Source organism: Ectothiorhodospira sp. BSL-9, assembly GCF_001632845.1.
Lineage (GTDB): Bacteria > Pseudomonadota > Gammaproteobacteria > Ectothiorhodospirales > Ectothiorhodospiraceae > Ectothiorhodospira.
The window spans coordinates 592,519-607,930 of sequence record NZ_CP011994.1 but is presented as its reverse complement, the minus strand read 5'-3'; the positions used below and the strand labels follow the sequence as shown (position 1 = coordinate 607,930).

Annotated in this window: 15 protein-coding genes; 2 read left to right on the top strand and 13 right to left on the bottom strand. The window is 64.4% G+C overall.

The annotated features are described in order from the left end of the window. Positions 1-110 precede the first annotated feature (110 nt). Positions 111-836 carry a flagellar brake protein gene (locus ECTOBSL9_RS03075; RefSeq protein ID WP_063463830.1) on the top strand — a complete coding sequence of 242 codons (726 nt, stop codon included), beginning with the start codon at positions 111-113 and terminating at the stop codon, positions 834-836. 6 nt (positions 837-842) lie between these two features. Here ECTOBSL9_RS03075 and ECTOBSL9_RS03070 read toward each other — a convergent pair whose 3' ends face one another. The 12 genes from ECTOBSL9_RS03070 to cysB form a co-directional block, all read right to left on the bottom strand. Next, positions 843-3,137 carry a bifunctional diguanylate cyclase/phosphodiesterase gene (locus ECTOBSL9_RS03070; RefSeq protein WP_082829702.1) on the bottom strand — a complete coding sequence of 765 codons (2,295 nt, stop codon included), beginning with the start codon at positions 3,135-3,137 and terminating at the stop codon, positions 843-845. A 145-nt stretch (positions 3,138-3,282) separates the two neighbouring features. Beyond that, positions 3,283-3,915, bottom strand: a complete 633-nt coding sequence (nth, locus tag ECTOBSL9_RS03065; RefSeq protein ID WP_063463828.1) for an endonuclease III — start codon at positions 3,913-3,915, stop codon at positions 3,283-3,285. Between the two features lie 25 nt (positions 3,916-3,940). Further along, entirely contained in the window at positions 3,941-4,633 is a 693-nt protein-coding gene (locus ECTOBSL9_RS03060; RefSeq protein WP_063463827.1) for an electron transport complex subunit E, read from the bottom strand. Further along, on the bottom strand, positions 4,626-5,360 hold the full coding sequence (rsxG, locus tag ECTOBSL9_RS03055; protein ID WP_082829701.1) for an electron transport complex subunit RsxG: 735 nt from the start codon (positions 5,358-5,360) through the stop codon (positions 4,626-4,628). Before rsxG ends, ECTOBSL9_RS03060 begins: the two co-directional genes overlap by 8 nt. A 4-nt stretch (positions 5,361-5,364) precedes the next feature. Then, positions 5,365-6,411: an electron transport complex subunit RsxD gene (gene rsxD / locus ECTOBSL9_RS03050; protein ID WP_063463826.1), complete on the bottom strand. Its 1,047-nt coding sequence runs from the start codon at positions 6,409-6,411 to the stop codon at positions 5,365-5,367. An 85-nt stretch (positions 6,412-6,496) separates the two neighbouring features. Further along, entirely contained in the window at positions 6,497-8,131 is a 1,635-nt protein-coding gene (gene rsxC / locus ECTOBSL9_RS03045) for an electron transport complex subunit RsxC (RefSeq protein WP_063463825.1), read from the bottom strand. A 39-nt stretch (positions 8,132-8,170) separates the two neighbouring features. Then, the gene (rsxB, locus tag ECTOBSL9_RS03040) at positions 8,171-8,752 is read right to left on the bottom strand and encodes an electron transport complex subunit RsxB (RefSeq protein WP_063463824.1); all 582 of its coding nucleotides are present in this window, start codon (positions 8,750-8,752) and stop codon (positions 8,171-8,173) included. 37 nt (positions 8,753-8,789) lie between these two features. Beyond that, entirely contained in the window at positions 8,790-9,368 is a 579-nt protein-coding gene (gene rsxA / locus ECTOBSL9_RS03035) for an electron transport complex subunit RsxA (RefSeq protein ID WP_025282454.1), read from the bottom strand. 24 nt (positions 9,369-9,392) lie between these two features. After that, on the bottom strand, positions 9,393-10,115 hold the full coding sequence (gene mtnC / locus ECTOBSL9_RS03030; protein WP_063463823.1) for an acireductone synthase: 723 nt from the start codon (positions 10,113-10,115) through the stop codon (positions 9,393-9,395). Further along, a complete protein-coding gene (locus ECTOBSL9_RS03025) occupies positions 10,112-10,738 on the bottom strand; it encodes a methylthioribulose 1-phosphate dehydratase (RefSeq protein ID WP_063463822.1) in 627 nt (208 codons plus the stop codon). The genes mtnC and ECTOBSL9_RS03025 overlap by 4 nt, the downstream gene beginning before the upstream one ends. A gap of 71 nt (positions 10,739-10,809) precedes the next feature. Further along, positions 10,810-11,799 carry a LysR substrate-binding domain-containing protein gene (locus ECTOBSL9_RS03020; RefSeq protein WP_063463821.1) on the bottom strand — a complete coding sequence of 330 codons (990 nt, stop codon included), beginning with the start codon at positions 11,797-11,799 and terminating at the stop codon, positions 10,810-10,812. 106 nt (positions 11,800-11,905) lie between these two features. Then, positions 11,906-12,880, bottom strand: coding sequence for an HTH-type transcriptional regulator CysB (cysB, locus tag ECTOBSL9_RS03015; protein ID WP_063463820.1), 975 nt, complete (start codon positions 12,878-12,880; stop codon positions 11,906-11,908). A 177-nt stretch (positions 12,881-13,057) separates the two neighbouring features. On the opposite strand from cysB, the gene ECTOBSL9_RS03010 reads away from it, so the two are divergent. Beyond that, on the top strand, positions 13,058-13,270 hold the full coding sequence (locus ECTOBSL9_RS03010) for a hypothetical protein (RefSeq protein ID WP_063463819.1): 213 nt from the start codon (positions 13,058-13,060) through the stop codon (positions 13,268-13,270). Between the two features lie 17 nt (positions 13,271-13,287). Here the strand turns inward: ECTOBSL9_RS03010 and metG are convergent, their stop codons facing one another. Next, the gene (gene metG, locus ECTOBSL9_RS03005; RefSeq protein WP_063463818.1) at positions 13,288-15,315 is read right to left on the bottom strand and encodes a methionine--tRNA ligase; all 2,028 of its coding nucleotides are present in this window, start codon (positions 15,313-15,315) and stop codon (positions 13,288-13,290) included. Positions 15,316-15,412 lie beyond the last annotated feature (97 nt).

Here is a 15,412-nt window from a genome sequence, read left to right as displayed (position 1 = left end):
TGGGTCGACTCCTGTCACGGGGAGGATGGCGCGTCTTCCCAGGGCGGCCGAATCAGGTACCGAATGTTATCATGAGCGCCCCTCTTCTTTTGCCAGCAGGCAAATTTTTCATGTCTGATCCCGCCTCCACCCTGATTCGCAATCACCGTCGCCAGCATTCCCTGTTTCGGGAACTGATCAAGGGCCGTTCCCTGCTCACGCTCACGGGCACGCCAAGGCGTCTACAGGGGGTGACCCAGATACTGGAAACCGACCTGGAAAGCGGCAAGCTGGCCCTGGAGGCCCCCAACAACGAAGATCTGGTCAAGTTGCTCGCACCAGGCATGCCGCTGCGGGTGCGTGGCTCGCTGCGTGGCGTGCCGGTATATTTTGAGGTGATTCTTGAGCGCTTGATCCAGGATGGAGATCTGCAGGCCCTCGTGTGTCAGTGGCCCGAGGAGGTGGATTACCGCCAGCGCCGGGGTGCCTTTCGCATGAACATCCCCCTGAGCATGGAGGCACGCGTGATATGGGCGCAGCGCGATGACGAAACGGGCGAGGAATTTCTCCACGAGGGAAGACCGATGGATCTGTCCATCCAGGGCATCGGGTTGGACTGGGAGCCGGACGAGCAGCCGGTGCCGGTGGTGGGCAGTGCCGTGGTGATCCAGTCCCTGGCGATCGGCCCCCATCGCTGGCGGGATATCGATGCCGTGCTGCGCAACGCGCAGCGCCACACAGGGCGGGATGACCTCTACCGGGTGGGATTGGAGTTCGGTTTTCTGAGTCTGAGTGCAGAGCGGATGCTCAACCGCTTCATCATGGACCTGCAGTGCGAGGCGGCCAAGCGCACCTGAGACTGGCTAATGCCTGTCCTGGGTGGGGAACTGCAACAGTCGGGTGGTGCTGGCGTGGAAGACATGCATGCCATTGCGCCCCGTCTTCTTCACCTGGTACATGGCCTGATCTGCCCGGCGCATCAGTTCCTCCACGTCCAGCCGTCGACCATGGAAGAGGCTGATGCCGATACTGGGGGTGCAGTGGTATTCCATGCCGTCCAGGTCATAGGGCTGACCCAGGGCGTCCAGGATCTTCTGGCCCACCTGCCGGGCCTGCTGCAGGGCCTCTTCCTCGACCAGTTCCAGGTCTTCCAGCATCACCACGAATTCATCCCCGCCGAGGCGGGCCACCGTATCCGCTTCCCGCACTGCCTCGCGTAACCGCCCGGCGACCTGTTGAAGCAACAGGTCGCCGACGGCGTGCCCATAGGTGTCGTTCAAGGCCTTGAAGTGATCCAGGTCCAGGAACAGCAGGGCACCGTGTTGTCCCGAACGCTGACCCGATGCCATGGCATGGCGAATGTTCTCCATCAGCAGGCGACGGTTGGGTAGCTGTGTGAGGGCATCGCAGTAGGCCAGTTGATTGATGCGCTCGGCCGCCTGTTTCTGGGTGGTGACGTCACGCACCACCGCCACCACCTCGCTGTCGTTGAGCTTGACCAGTCGGGCCTCGAAGTAATGGGTGGCGGAGCCGATGTCCAGGGAGTATTCCACCCGTCGCATCCGCCCGTGGAGCAGCACGGAATGGATGCCTTCATAGATCGTCCAGGCCGCCTGATCCGGCAGCACCTGGCTGAGGGTCTTGCCAATGAAGCGGTCCGGTTGCGCGTACAGCAGGGCGGTGTTGCCGGAGTGCCAGTCCAGGTAACGGCCCTCGCTGTTGAATCGCAGCACCAGGTCGGGCATGGCCTCCAGCAGGGCGCGGTTCTGTCGCTCACTCTGCAACAGGGCGTCTTCCGTTTCCTTGAGGCGGGTCTGGTCGAACAGGTACCCGCGGATGCGTCGGATCCGGCCGGCCTCATCCCGCTCAGGTCGGGTGATGTCGTAGAACCAGCGATAATGACCGCCCCTGTGACGCAGCCGGTAGGACTGCTCGAACTGTCGCACCTTGCTCAGGGCGTGATCATGGTGTTCGTTCAGCACCCTTGCCACGTCCTCGGGATGGATCAGGTCCGCATAGTTGAACTCTGGCGAGGTCAGCTCCTCGCGGGTGTAGCCCAGCAGGTCCTGGACGTTTTCCGAGGCGTAGAGTACCCGACCGTCGTCCACTGATTCCCAGATGAACAGGGCCACCGGGCCTGTGGCAAACAACTGGCGCTCCTCGTGGAGCGAGTGTTCCACCCTTTTGCGATCGGAGATGTCTTCCTGGATGCCGATCAGACGGATGGGCTTGCCGCTGGAGGTGCGCTCAATCACCTGGCCCCGGTCATGGACCCATACATGGTGCCCGTCCCGATGGCGCATGCGGTATTCCGCCTCGAAGAGGGAGGTTTCATCACGCAGGTGAGCGTTAAGAGTGGCATGCACCCGCATCCTGTCATCGGGGTGAATGCGTTCCTCGCGGCTGCGCAGCACCGGTTCCAGCTCCGCGGATTCGTGGCCCAGCATCCGGGCCCATCGGGGAGCGTAGTACACCTGGCCGCTGATCATGTCCCAGTCCCACAGCCCCTGACCGCTGCCCTCCAGGGCAAAACGCCAGCGAAGTTCGTTGTTGCGGATCACGCCGCGCTGGGACTCGGCCTGTTGACGCAGCCGGAAATTGTCCTCGAAACTGGTCTGGATGCGCCCGCTCATGAGGGTAATGAAGAGCAGGAACAGCAGCACGATGGCGCCAGCCATGGGGGTCAGTCCATCGCCCGGCAGCACCAGGGCGAGCCCGAGGATGAGCAGCATGGGGCCAACGATCAACAGGGCCGAGACGCGGTCGGTGGCCAGGGCGATCATGACCCCGGCGCTGATGCCCGCCATGGCAAAGGCGAGGAAGAACTGGGCCTGTGTGTCGCCGGATTGGCTGAGGACCCCGGCGCCCACTGCCCAGGCCAGTCCCATGGTCAGGGCACCGCCTCGAAAACGGCTGAGCCAGACCCGGCCATGACCCTGGCCTTGGCGTTCGGCGCGTCGGAAAGACAGCAGCTGGGTGGCGCGCAGCGCCGTGGCACCCGCCAGGAGGCTGAGCCAGCCCAGGATCAATGCCGGGGAGACCAGGCCCCAATGCACCCAGGCCAGCACCACACCCGCCAACAGACTGATGGGCAGCGAGGCGGTCAGCCCGTTGTAGAGAAAACGCGTGCGCTCCGCCATGGGGTCGATGGTACTCATGCCATCGCCACCGTGGGGTGTGGGTGTCTATCCCTTGAATCTCGCATCCTGGAGAGTCCTGACCAAAATCTGACTCACGGAGTGTGGCACAAAGCACCGCACTTCTCCATGTGTGGTCACGACCGCTGGGCGGGTTGAGGAGCCCTTACAGGGTCTTCCCCTTGAAGTCACAAAGATCCGAGATCAGGCAGTCAGCACAGCGGGGAGCGCGGGCGGTGCAGGTGTAGCGGCCATGGAGGATGAGCCAGTGATGGGCATTGCGGCGGAACTCCGCGGGCACCACCTTGAGCAGGCGCTGTTCCACCGCCAGCGGCGTCTTGCCCGGCGCCATGCCGGTGCGATTGGCCACCCGGAAGATATGGGTGTCCACGGCAATGGTGGGTTCGCCGAAGGCAGTGTTGAGGATGACGTTGGCGGTCTTGCGGCCCACACCCGGCAGGGCCTCCAGGGCGGCGCGTTCCCGGGGCACCTCACTGTTGTGCTGCTCCACCAGGATGCGGCAGGTCTTGAGGATGTTCTCCGCCTTGGCGTTGTACAGGCCAATGGTGCGGATATGGGCCTTCAGCCCCTCCAGCCCCAGTGCCAGGATGGCCTCCGGGGTGTTGGCCACCGGGAAGAGCCGGGCCGTGGCCTTGTTCACCCCCTTGTCGGTGGCCTGCGCCGAGAGAATCACGGCGATGAGCAGCTCGAAGGGGGTGGTGTACTTCAGTTCGGTGGTGGGCTCGGGGTTGGCGCTGCGCCAGCGGGTGAAGATCTCCCGGCGTTTCTGGTTGTTCATGCGGGCTTGTACATGCTGCAGGGGCCTATGCCTCGGCCTCCTTCAGGGTGACCGCCTCGCGGCGCCGGGCCTCGCGGCGCTCCAGCCGGTCGTCGATCCAGTTCTTCAGTGCCAGCAGCAATCCCAGGCCGATGAAGGCGCCCGGCGGCAGGATGGCCAGCAGAAAGCCCCGGTAATCCTCCACCAGGGTGATGGTCAGGCCGCGCGCGGCCTCACCGAACATCAGATGGGCCTGATCGAACAGGGTGCCGTGGCCCAGGGCCTCGCGCATGGCCCCCAGGGCCACCAGCACCGCCGTGAAACCCAGGCCCATGGTGAGGCCGTCCACAAAGGCCCGGGGCAGGGTGTTCTTGGAGGCAAAGGCCTCGGCACGACCGATGATGGCGCAGTTGGTGACGATCAGGGGGATGAAAATCCCCAGGATCAGGTACAGCTCATGGAAGTATGCGTTCATGGACAGCTCGATGGCGGTGACCACCGAGGCGATGATGAGCACATAGACCGGGATACGGATCTCGGGGCGCACCCAGTTACGGATGGTGGATACCGCGAGATTGGAGGCCACCAGGGTCAGTGTGGTGGCCAGGCCCAGGCCCAGGGAGTTGACCACGGTGCCGGAGATGGCCAGCAATGGGCAGAGTCCCAGCAACTGCACCAGCCCCGGGTTGTTGTACCAGAAGCCATCGGCAATGATCTGGCGATAGGAAGTATCACTCATCGATCTCGGCCCCAGCTGCATCAGTGTGTGGTTCGTCGTTGTCGGCACTGTCGTCGACCGCGGCGTCTTCGTCTTCGTCTTCGTCTTCGTCTTCGTCGTCGGGGGCCAGTTGCGCCTCCGGCAAGGGTTCGAAGACCTGTTCGCGATGGTCCTCGAAATAGATCAGGGCATTGCGTACCGCCCGCACCACGGCCCGGGGGGTCACGGTGGCACCGGTGAACTGGTCGAAGATACCCCCATCACGCTTCACCGCCCAGTCTTCCCTGGGCGGGCTCTCCAGTGAGCGACCGTCGAAGTCCAGGATCCAGTCGGAACGTGCCGCCTCGATGTCATCCCCCAGGCCTGGTGTTTCCCGGTGACTGACCACGCGCACGCCGGCCACTTCGCCATCGGCCTGCACGCCCACCAGGATGTGGATATTGCCGGAATAACCATCCCGTGCCACCACCGTGAACACCGCCGCCACCGGTTCGCCCTCCCGGCGGGCCCGGTAAACCAGTCGGTCGTCCCCGCCCAGCAGGGGATCGGAGAGCTTGATGGTGTCCTCCAGGATGGCGTTGTCATAGCGGTCCGCCGGCAGAATCTCGTTGAGACTGGCCAGGGTGGCCGCCTCGATGTTGGCGTCGATGCGCTCCCGTGTGCCCTCGAAGACCAGAGCCACCAGGGCGGTGCCCACCAGGCCGAACAGGGCCAGCAGGACCGTGGAGATGATGATGTTGCGCGACATCTCCTCAGCCCTCCTTGCGAGCCGGGGTCTTGCCGAAGACCCGGGGCTGGGTGTAGTGATCAATGGTCGGCGCCATCATGTTCATGAGCAGGATGGCGAAGGCCACCCCTTCGGCATAGCCGCCCCAGGCGCGGATCACGTAGGCCAGGATGCCCACCCCGGCGCCGAACACCAGTCGTCCCATGGGGGTGGTGCTGCCCGAGACCGGGTCGGTGGCGATGAAGAAGGCACCCAGGATGGCCGCGCCACTGAACAGATGGAACAGGGGTGAGGCATACACCTCCGGGTTGATCAGCCAGAACAGGCCGGAGATCAGCGCCAGCGACCCCAGCATGGCCACCGGTACATGCCAGGTGATCACCCGCCGCTGGATCAGCCACAGGCCGCCCAGCAGGAAGAACAGGTTGATCCATTCCCATCCACGGCCGGCCACGGCCCCGAAAAAGGGTGAGGCCTGGATGTCGCTGAGGCTGCGGTCCATGGCCAGCTCCGTCTGGATACGATCCAGTGGCGTGGCGCCGGTGATCATGTCCCAGGTGAGGCCCGGGGGCAGCTGGCCCAGGAAGATCACCTGCAGGGTCTGGGGCAGGGTGAACGCCATGTCCGCCAGGGTGCCCGGCGGCAACCACAGGGTCATCTCCCGGGGGAAGGAGATCACCACCGCCACGTAACCCACCATGGCGGGATTGAAGGGGTTGTAACCCAGGCCGCCATACAGGTGCTTGGCCACGACAATGGCGAAGCCCACGCCGATCAGGGTGATCCACCAGGGGGTGAGTGGTGGCACGGCCAGGGCGAACAGCCAGCCGGCCACCACGGCCGACAGGTCCGTCACGAACGGTTTTACCGGCCGCCGACGTGCCATCAGCATCAGCGCCTCGGCGGCCAGGGCCACGGTGACCGCCAGCAGCACATTGACCAGCACCCCCCAGCCAAAGAACCAGGCCATGGCCACGGTGCCGGGCACCAGGGCATACAGTACCTGTCGCATGACCCGGTTGACGCTGCGGGCCGGGCTCATGTGGGGGGATGTAAAGGTCTTGAAGCGCATCAGTGGCCGTCTTGTTCAATGAGGCGGCCCGGTCACCCGTCGGCCCGCACCAAGGCGCGGGACACCGGGGTGACCGGGCCGCGGTTCACCGGGTTTTTTCCTGTGTCCTGGTGTCTGAGGGAGGCTTGCCCTGGTCGGGCGGGGTGGTGTCGGCACCCTGGGCCGCCTTTTTCGCCTGAGCCCGCTCCAGAGCGGCCTGGATGGCTGCCTTCTTGGGGTCGTTGCCCGTATCCGCAGCCTTGTCTTCGGCGGGCTTGTCGTTCAGGGCCTGCTTCTTGCGGTTCATGCGTTCGGCCTTTTCCCGTTTTTCCCGGGCCAGGCGCTCCTGCCGCATCTCGTGACGCACGCGGGCGGCATCCGCCTCCTGCTTTTCCCGCTCCTGGGACCAGATCTCGTTCTTGGCGAAGCGGTAGAACTGTACCAGGGGGATGTTGCTGGGGCACACATGGGCGCAGCAGCCGCACTCGATGCAGTCGAACAGGCTGTAGTCCTGGGCCTTGTCGAAATCCCGCGCCCGGGTGAACCAGTAAAGCTGCTGGGGCAGCAGGTTGGCGGGGCACACCCGCACGCACTCGCCGCAGCGGATGCAGGGCATGACGGGCCCGGGCGGGTCCACCTCTTCGCCTCTGGCCGCCAGGATGCAGTTGGTGCCCTTGACGATGGGCACCTGGTCGCTGGCCAGGGCAAAACCCATCATGGGGCCGCCCATGATGAGCCGCTCCACGTCGTCACTGTAGCCGCCGGCATGGGCCACCAGATGGCTGATGGGGGTGCCAAAGGGCACCCGCAGATTGCGGGGGCGCTTCACGCCGCTGCCGGTGACGGTGACGATGCGGGAGATCAGGGGCTCGCCGCGGATCACTGCTCGATAGATGTTGGCCAGGGTGCCCACGTTGTGACACACCACACCCACGTCCGCTGGCAGACCCTCGCTGGGCACCTCGCGACCGGTGAGCACCCGGATCAGCTGGCGTTCGCCACCGGCCGGGTAGATGCTGGGTAGCGCGACGATACGGATGTTGTCGTTTTCCTCGCCCCCCAGGGCCTCGGTCATGGCGCGCAGCGCCTCGGGCTTGTTGTCCTCGATGCCGATCAGGCACTGACGGGGCTGCAGGGTGCGCTTGACCAGCAGCAAGCCCTGGATCACCGCGTCGGCGCGGGTGCGCATGAGCATGTCGTCGCAGGTGATGTAGGGCTCGCACTCGGCGCCGTTGACCACCAGGGTGTCGATGGCCTGCTGCGGGCGGGGATTGAGCTTCACCGCCGAGGGGAAGGCGGCGCCGCCCATGCCCACCAGGCCGCCCTCGCGCACCCGGTGACGCAGGCGCGCCGGATCCAGGTTTTGCAGGTCCTCGATGGGGGGCATGCGGTGCTCGCCCCAATCCTCGTCGCCGTCCACCTCGATCACCACGCAGGGCGCCGTGAGGCCGGAGGGGTGCGGCACCGGGTGTTCCTCGATACCGCGCACGCGACCGGAGGTGGGGGCGTGGATGTGGGCGCCCACATAGGTGTCGCATCGGGCGATGATCTGGCCCTTGTAGACCTTGTCGCCGGCCTTCACCACCGGTTGCGCCATCTCGCCGATGTGCTGACGCAGGGGCAGGGTCAGGTATTCGGCCAGCGGCGCCTTGAACACGGTTTCTTGCGTGCTCTCGGCCTTGTGGTCGGGCAGTTTGAGGCCGCCGTTGAAACGCCAGAGTTTGTGCGGGGTTGATGTCATCGGGTGCGATTGTAACCGAAACGGGGCATCGGTCCGGGTTCAGGCGCCGGGCGCCGACTGTTGAGCCAGATCCGCCAGGCGAACACGCCCGTCGGGACGCTCCAGGGGCAGGGGCCACTTCCAGCTGCTCAGATCCTTGGGGATGGGCTCCATCTGGATGCAGTCCACCGGGCAGGGGCTGATGCACAGCTCACAGCCGGTGCACTGTGCCGCCACCACCGTGTGCAGTTGCTTGGGTGCGCCCACGATGGCGTCCACCGGACAGGCCTGCAGGCACAGGGTGCAGCCGATGCAGGTGTTCTCGTCGATCACCGCCCGCGCCTTTTCCTTCACGTCGCCTTCCACGGGTTTGGCATCCCGGCCCAGCAGGTCGGCCAGGGCCAGCACGGTATTGTTGCCCCCGGGCGGGCACAGATTGATGTCCGCCGAGCCCTCGGCGATGGCCTCGGCATAGGGTCGGCAGCCGGGAAAGCCGCATTGACCGCACTGGGTTTGCGGCAGCATGTTGTCGATCTGCTCGATCACCGGATCGCTCTCCACGCGAAACCGCACGGCGGAATAACCCAGGATGAGTCCGAAGACGGCAGACAACGAACTGATGACAAGAACGGCGGCTAGCATAGGCGGTTACCTGTCTTGAAGGGGCGCGGCGAGCGCCTCAGGGGGCCAGACCGATGAATCCCATGAAGGCCAGGGACATGAGTCCGGCGGTCACCAGGGCGATGGCGCTGCCCTTGAACGGCTTGGGTACGTCGGCGGCGGCGATGCGTTCCCGCATGGCCGCGAACAGCACCAGCACCACCGAGAAGCCGATGGCGGCACCCAGGCCGTAGACCACCGAATCCACAAAGCCGTGCATTTCCTGCACGTTCAGGAGCGCCACGCCCAATACTGCACAGTTAGTGGTGATCAGGGGCAGAAAGATCCCCAACACGTTATAAAGCAGGGGGCTGGTCTTGTGCACCACCATCTCGGTGAACTGCACCACCGCCGCGATCACCAGGATGAAGGCGATGGTACGCAGGTATTCCAGGCCGAACGGCGCCAGCAGGTACTCGTTCACCAGGAAACTCACCACGGACGACAGGGTGAGCACGAAGGTGGTGGCCAACCCCATGCCGGCGGCGGTCTCCACCTTGCGGGAGACGCCCATGAACGGGCACAGGCCCAGGAACTTCACCAGGACGAAGTTGTTGACCAGTACCGTGCTGACCAGAATGAGTGCTAACTCGGACATGGATCTCCCACCGTTTGGCGAGTATCAATCACCGGCATGGTTGGCTTCAACCGGGCGGATACTGGGGTCACCGTTCACGCTCACCCCATGGAAGTCGGCGGCAAGGGGGTGCCCGCCGGCATCGCGCATATCGCCGGCGCGGCGGATGCAGGTGGTGCGCAGGCCGGCGGACCCGGCGGCATCCAGTTCGTCCACCGTGTCCGACAGGAAGAGGATCTGCCCCGGTGGCACGCCGATGCGCTCGGCAATGACCTTGTAGGCGGCAATCTGCTTCTTGCCGCCCATTCGGGTATCAAAGTGTTCGGTGAACAGGGGGCGCAGGTCGCCGGCCTGGCTGTGCCCCAGGAGCATCTGCTGGCTGTGCACGGAGCCGGAGGAGAAGACGTAAAGGGCAAAGCCCTGATCATGCCAGCCGCGAAGGCACTCCACGGCATCGCCGTAAACATGGCCGGCGAAGTCGCCGCGCTGAAAGCCTTCTTCCCACACCAGCCCCTGCAGAGCCTGGAGTGGTGTGATCTTCTGATCCACTTCCATCCAGGCCAGCATGCGTTCGATCAGGGCCTCGTCGTTCAGCGAGCGGCCAGCATAGGCGCGTACATCCGCCAGCAGGCGTTTGACCCCGGGCTCGCGGCTGTGTTCACGCACGAACCCGGGCAGTCGGCGCGCCGCGTAGGGGAACAGCTCGTCGCGGATGAAGGCGCGGCTGGACAGCGTCCCCTCGATATCGGTGAGGATGGCCTGGGTCATGGGGTCAGTCTGCGCATGTTCAGTTCACACTCAAACAGGAATTCGAAGGCCTCCACATGATGCCGGGCCTGGGCCACATCCTCGCCCCAGGTGTAAAAGCCGTGGCCTTCGATCAGGTAGCCCAGCAGTTCCGGGTGCTGGGTCATGTGCTCATCCACCCGGGCGGCCAGTTGCGGTATATCCTGCTCGTTGCCGAAGACCGGCACAATCACTTCGGCATCATGGGAGGTCACCTCCGGCAGGGCCGTGAGGATCTCGTAGTCCCGCAGATGGATCTGTGACCCCTGGGCGAGTCGGGAGAGCACGGTGGCGTTGACCGAGTGGGTGTGCATCACGGCTCCGATCCGCGGCCAGCGGCGATAAAGGATGATGTGCAGGAAGGTCTCGGCTGAAGGCTGCTTGTCGGGGGACAATACATTGCCCTCCAGGTCCACCAGCATCAGGCCGTCCGGATCCAGTCGGCCCTTGTGTTGGCCGGATTCGGTGATCAGCATGCGATCATCGTCCAGGCGGGCCGAGAGGTTGCCGGCAGTGGCTGGCATCCAGCCCCGTTCATAGAAGAACCGGGCCGCCGAGATCAATGCGTCTGCCGTGTCACCGTGGTGCTCGTTAAGTTCGTCCATACCTGTGGGATCATAGGGAAAAGCAGCCGGCTAATGTACGCGAGGGTGACACCCGCGTCCATCCCACGGGGTCAGGACCAGGCCGGTTGTCCGGTGGGGAGGTCGGTGTTGGCGAACAGGCGCTCCACGCCCTCCGGGTCCAGCGCCTGAACGGCACTGGCCACCTGCTCATGGGTGAGGTGCGGGGCCAGCAGGGTGATGAAGTCGAACATGTAGCTGCGCATCCAGGCGCCGCGGCGAAAGCCGATGCGGGTAATGTTCTCGGAAAAGGCCGGTTGCGTCTCCAGGGGCACCAGATCATCGTCATTGCCTGCTTCCAGGGCGATGCGGGCGATGATGCCCACCCCCATGCCGTGGCGCACGTAGGTCTTGATGACATCCGCGTCGGCGGCAGTGAGGACGATGTCCGGTGTCAGGCCGGCGCGACGGAAGTCCGCATCCATCTTGGTGCGGCCGCTGAAGCCGTCCAGGTAGGTGACGATGGGGTAGTCTGCCAAACGCTCCAGGGGGATGGCCTTTTCACTGGCCAGTTCATGTCCGGCGGGCACCACCACGCAATGGCTCCAGCGATAGGCGGGCAGCATGATCACCTGACCGGAGGGGATCAGCGGCTCGGTGCCGATGATGAAGTCCACCTCATCGTGACTGAGCATCTCGGCGATCTGGCGGGGCGTGCCCTGGTGGATCTGCACCCGCACCTTGGGGAAGCGGTGCTTGAAGGCGTCCACGATGGGGGGGAGGATGTAGCGGGCCTGGGCATGGGTGGTGGCAATGCGTAAATCCCCGGCCTGTTCGTCCCGGGCCTCTTCGGCGGCGCTGCGGATGTTTTCCACCTCACGCAGGATGGTGTCGCTGTAGGCCAGGATGCGTCGCCCCACCGGGGTCATCCCCGACAGGTGCTTGCCGTTGCGCTGGAAAAGCGGCACGCCCAGTTCCTCCTCCAGCAGGCGGATCTGCTTGCTGATGCCCGGCTGAGAGGTCATCAGCCGGTCCGCCGCCTCGGAGATGTTGAGGTTGTAACGGGCGATGGCCTGCAGATAGCGGAGTTGCTGGAGTTTCATGAAAGTGGGATCCTGTGACGCCGTGATGCGGGTCGTGCGGAATGCATGATTCTGCAATTATACATATGCAAATAATTTTGTGTTATGGCGCGCCGTTGGCGTGGCATCAATGCACCGGCAGGGTCACGCCTGCGAACAGGGCGTCCACGTCCTCCTGATTCCGGGCCGACAGGGCCTTTTCCAGGCTTGGCTGGTCCAGGTGTGGCGCGATCAGCGACATGAAGTATCCCATATAACTGCGCAGATACATGCCGCGCCGGAAGCCTACCCGGGTGACGTGCTCGCTGAACAGCCCATCCGCCGGCAGATACACCAGGTCCGTGTCGGTTTCCTCCTCGAAGGCCATGTGGGCGATGATGCCTGCCCCCAGCCCCAGACGCACATAGGTCTTGATCACGTCCGAGTCCGCCGCGCTCAGGACGACCTCCGGGGTGAGCCCCTGTTTCTGGAAGTCCTGCTCCAACTGGCCGCGACCGGTAAAGCCGTGCACATAGGTGACGATGGGATGCTCCGCCACCGCCTTCAGGGTGAGCGACTTCATCTTCGTCAGGGGGTGCTCCGGCGTCACCACCACGCCATGAAGCCAGCGGTATGCCGGCACCATGATCAGTTCCCGGTGCAGGGCGATGGCCTCGGTGGCGATGGCGAAATCCACCTGACCCGAGGCGGCCATCTGGGCAATCTGTTCCGGGTTGCCCTGGTGAATCAGCAGGTGCACCTGGGGGTAACGCTCGCGAAAACGCTTGATCAGCGGTGGCAGGAAGTAACGGGCCTGGGTGTGCGTGGTGGCAATACTCAGGCTGCCCCGCGTCTCGTCACCAAACTCTTCGGCGATGGCGCGGATGTTCTCCACCTCCCGAAGGATATTCTCCGCCCTGGCCAGGATCTTCTGACCCGCCGGCGTGACGTGGCTGAAATGCTTGCCGCTGCGATGAAAGATCTCCAGCCCCAGTTCCTCTTCCAGCAGTTTGACCTGCTTGCTCACCCCGGGCTGGGAGGTGAACAGCCTTTCGGCCGCCTCGGTGACGTTGAGATTATTCTCGACGATGGCCTGCAGGTAGCGGAATTGCTGGAGTTTCATGGGCGGGTGCTCGTGGGTACCGATGGCGTCGGGTCCGTCACCTGGGCGCTGGCTTATCCGGGGGGGGGGGTTATGCCCTGGGGTGATTGATGAAGAATTTAATATTCTTTCAAAGGAGTCTAGCGGACTGCTAGGTTTGAGTCATCATTATTGATAAAACGCAAGAGGTGACCCGTCATGAGCCATGCAAACCCAGTATCCGGGCAGGCATACAGCAACACCCAACGCGAAGCGGCCCTGCGCCGGCGGATGGTCAGTCTGGAGCGGGAGCTCAAGAAGGTGGAGGCCGAACTGGACGGCGTTCGCCAGTCCCGTTCCCGGCAAGGGGCCGGCGCGGCGTTCCCGTCGCAGCCTCGTTTTGATCATCCGCTGCCGGTGGCTGCAGGGTGAGGGGCGAACCCGCCACCTCACTTCACCCGCATCCCCGGCTCGGCCCCCTCGTCCGGCGACAGGATGAACAGGTCCTTGCCGCCGGGCCCGGCGGCCAGCACCATCCCCTCGGAAACACCAAACTTCATCTTGCGCGGCGCCAGGTTGGCCACCATGACTGTCAACCGGCCTTCCAGGGCCGCCGGTTCATAGGCCGACTTGATGCCGGCAAACACCTGGCGCGTCTCGCCACCCAGGTCCAGGGTGAGGCGCAGCAGCTTGTCCGCCCCCTCCACATGCTCTGCCTGAGCGATGCGGGCGATGCGCAGATCCACCTTGGCAAAATCATCAAAGCTGATCTCATCGCGGATCGGATCCTTCGCCAGCGGGCCGGCCGGTTTTGAGGTCGTGGGTTCCAGACTCTCCCTGGAGGCTTCCAGCAGGGCCTTGACCGCCTCCGGGTCCACCCGGGTCATCAGCGGCTCGTAGGGGTTGATGCGCGCGCCGGTCAGGGGCCTGGCCACCGCATCCCAGGTCAGCGGTTCCCCATTCAGGAAGGACTCGGCCCGTTCAGCCATGGCCGGCAGCACCGGCTTGAGGTAGGTCATCAGCACCCGGAACAGGTTGATTCCCTGGGTGCAGATGCCCTGCACCTGGGGCAGGGTGTCCTCCTGCTTGGCCAGCACCCAGGGCTTTTGCTCATCCACGTACTGGTTGGCGGTGTCCGCCAGGGACATGATCACCCGCATGGCCTGGCCGAATTCGCGGCGCTCATACAGGCCGGCGATTTCGTCACCGGCGCGACGGAAGCGGTCGTACAGGTCCGCATCGGGCAACTCGTCGGCCAGCCGCCCCTCGAAGCGCTTGTGAATGAACCCGGCGCAGCGGGAGGCAATGTTCACCACCTTGCCCACCAGGTCGCTGTTCACCCGGGCGATGAAGTCGTCCAGGGACAGGTCGATGTCGTCCACGCCGGGGCCCAGCTTGGCGGCAAAGTAATAGCGCAGATATTCCGGCTGCAGGTGCTCCAGGTAGGTGCTGGCCTTGATGAAGGTGCCCCGGGACTTGGACATCTTCTGGCCGTTGACGGTGAGAAAGCCATGGCAGTGCACTGCCGTGGGGGCGCGGAAACCGGCGCCATGCAGCATGGCCGGCCAGAACAGGGTGTGGAAGTAGGCGATGTCCTTGCCAATGAAGTGGTGCAGTTCCGTGTCGCTGTCCGGGTTCCACCAGGCGTTGAAGTCCAGGCCGTGCTGATCACAGTAGTTCTGGAAGCTGGCCATGTAACCGATGGGGGCGTCCAGCCATACATAGAAGAACTTGCCCGGGGCATCGGGGATCTCGAAGCCCCAGTAGGGGGCGTCCCGGGAGATGTCCCAGTCGTTCAGGCCCGCCTCGAACCACTCCCGCAGCTTGTTGCGGATTTCCCCCTGCAGGCTGCCGGAGCCGGTCCAGTCCCGCAGCATCTTGTGGAAGTCGGCCAGCTGGAAGAAGTAGTGCTCGGATTCCCTCTCCACCGGGGTGGCGCCGGAGATGGCCGACACCGGGTTCTTCAGGTCCGTGGGGGTGTAGGTGGCACCGCAGGCCTCGCAGGAGTCGCCGTACTGGTCGGCGGCGCCGCAGCGGGGGCATTCGCCCTTGATGAAGCGGTCGGGCAGGAACATGCCCGCCTCCGGGTCGTAGGCCTGGCGGATGGTGCGCTGGGCGATGTGGCCCTTTTCCTTCAGGCGACCGTAGATAAGCTCGGCAAAATGCCGGTTCTCGGGGGAGTGGGTGCTGTGGTAGTTGTCAAAATCCACCAGAAAACCGGCAAAGTCCTGGCGGTGTTCCTGGCCGATGCGTTCGATGAGTTCATCCGGGGTGATGTTCTCGCTGCGGGCCTTGAGCATGATGGGCGTGCCGTGGGCGTCGTCGGCGCACACGTACAGGCAGCGATGGCCGCGGGTCTTCTGAAAGCGCACCCATATGTCCGTCTGGATGTATTCCACCAGATGCCCCAGGTGGATGGGGCCGTTGGCATAGGGCAGGGCGCTGGTGACGAGGATGTTGCGGGTGTCGGATGTCATGATCGGGACGCTACGGGGAAAACCGTTGAAGTTAACAGTTTAATGGTGGACGGGCCAGCAAGACATGGCGGGCACAGGGGTTGGGGTCAGGGCGCCA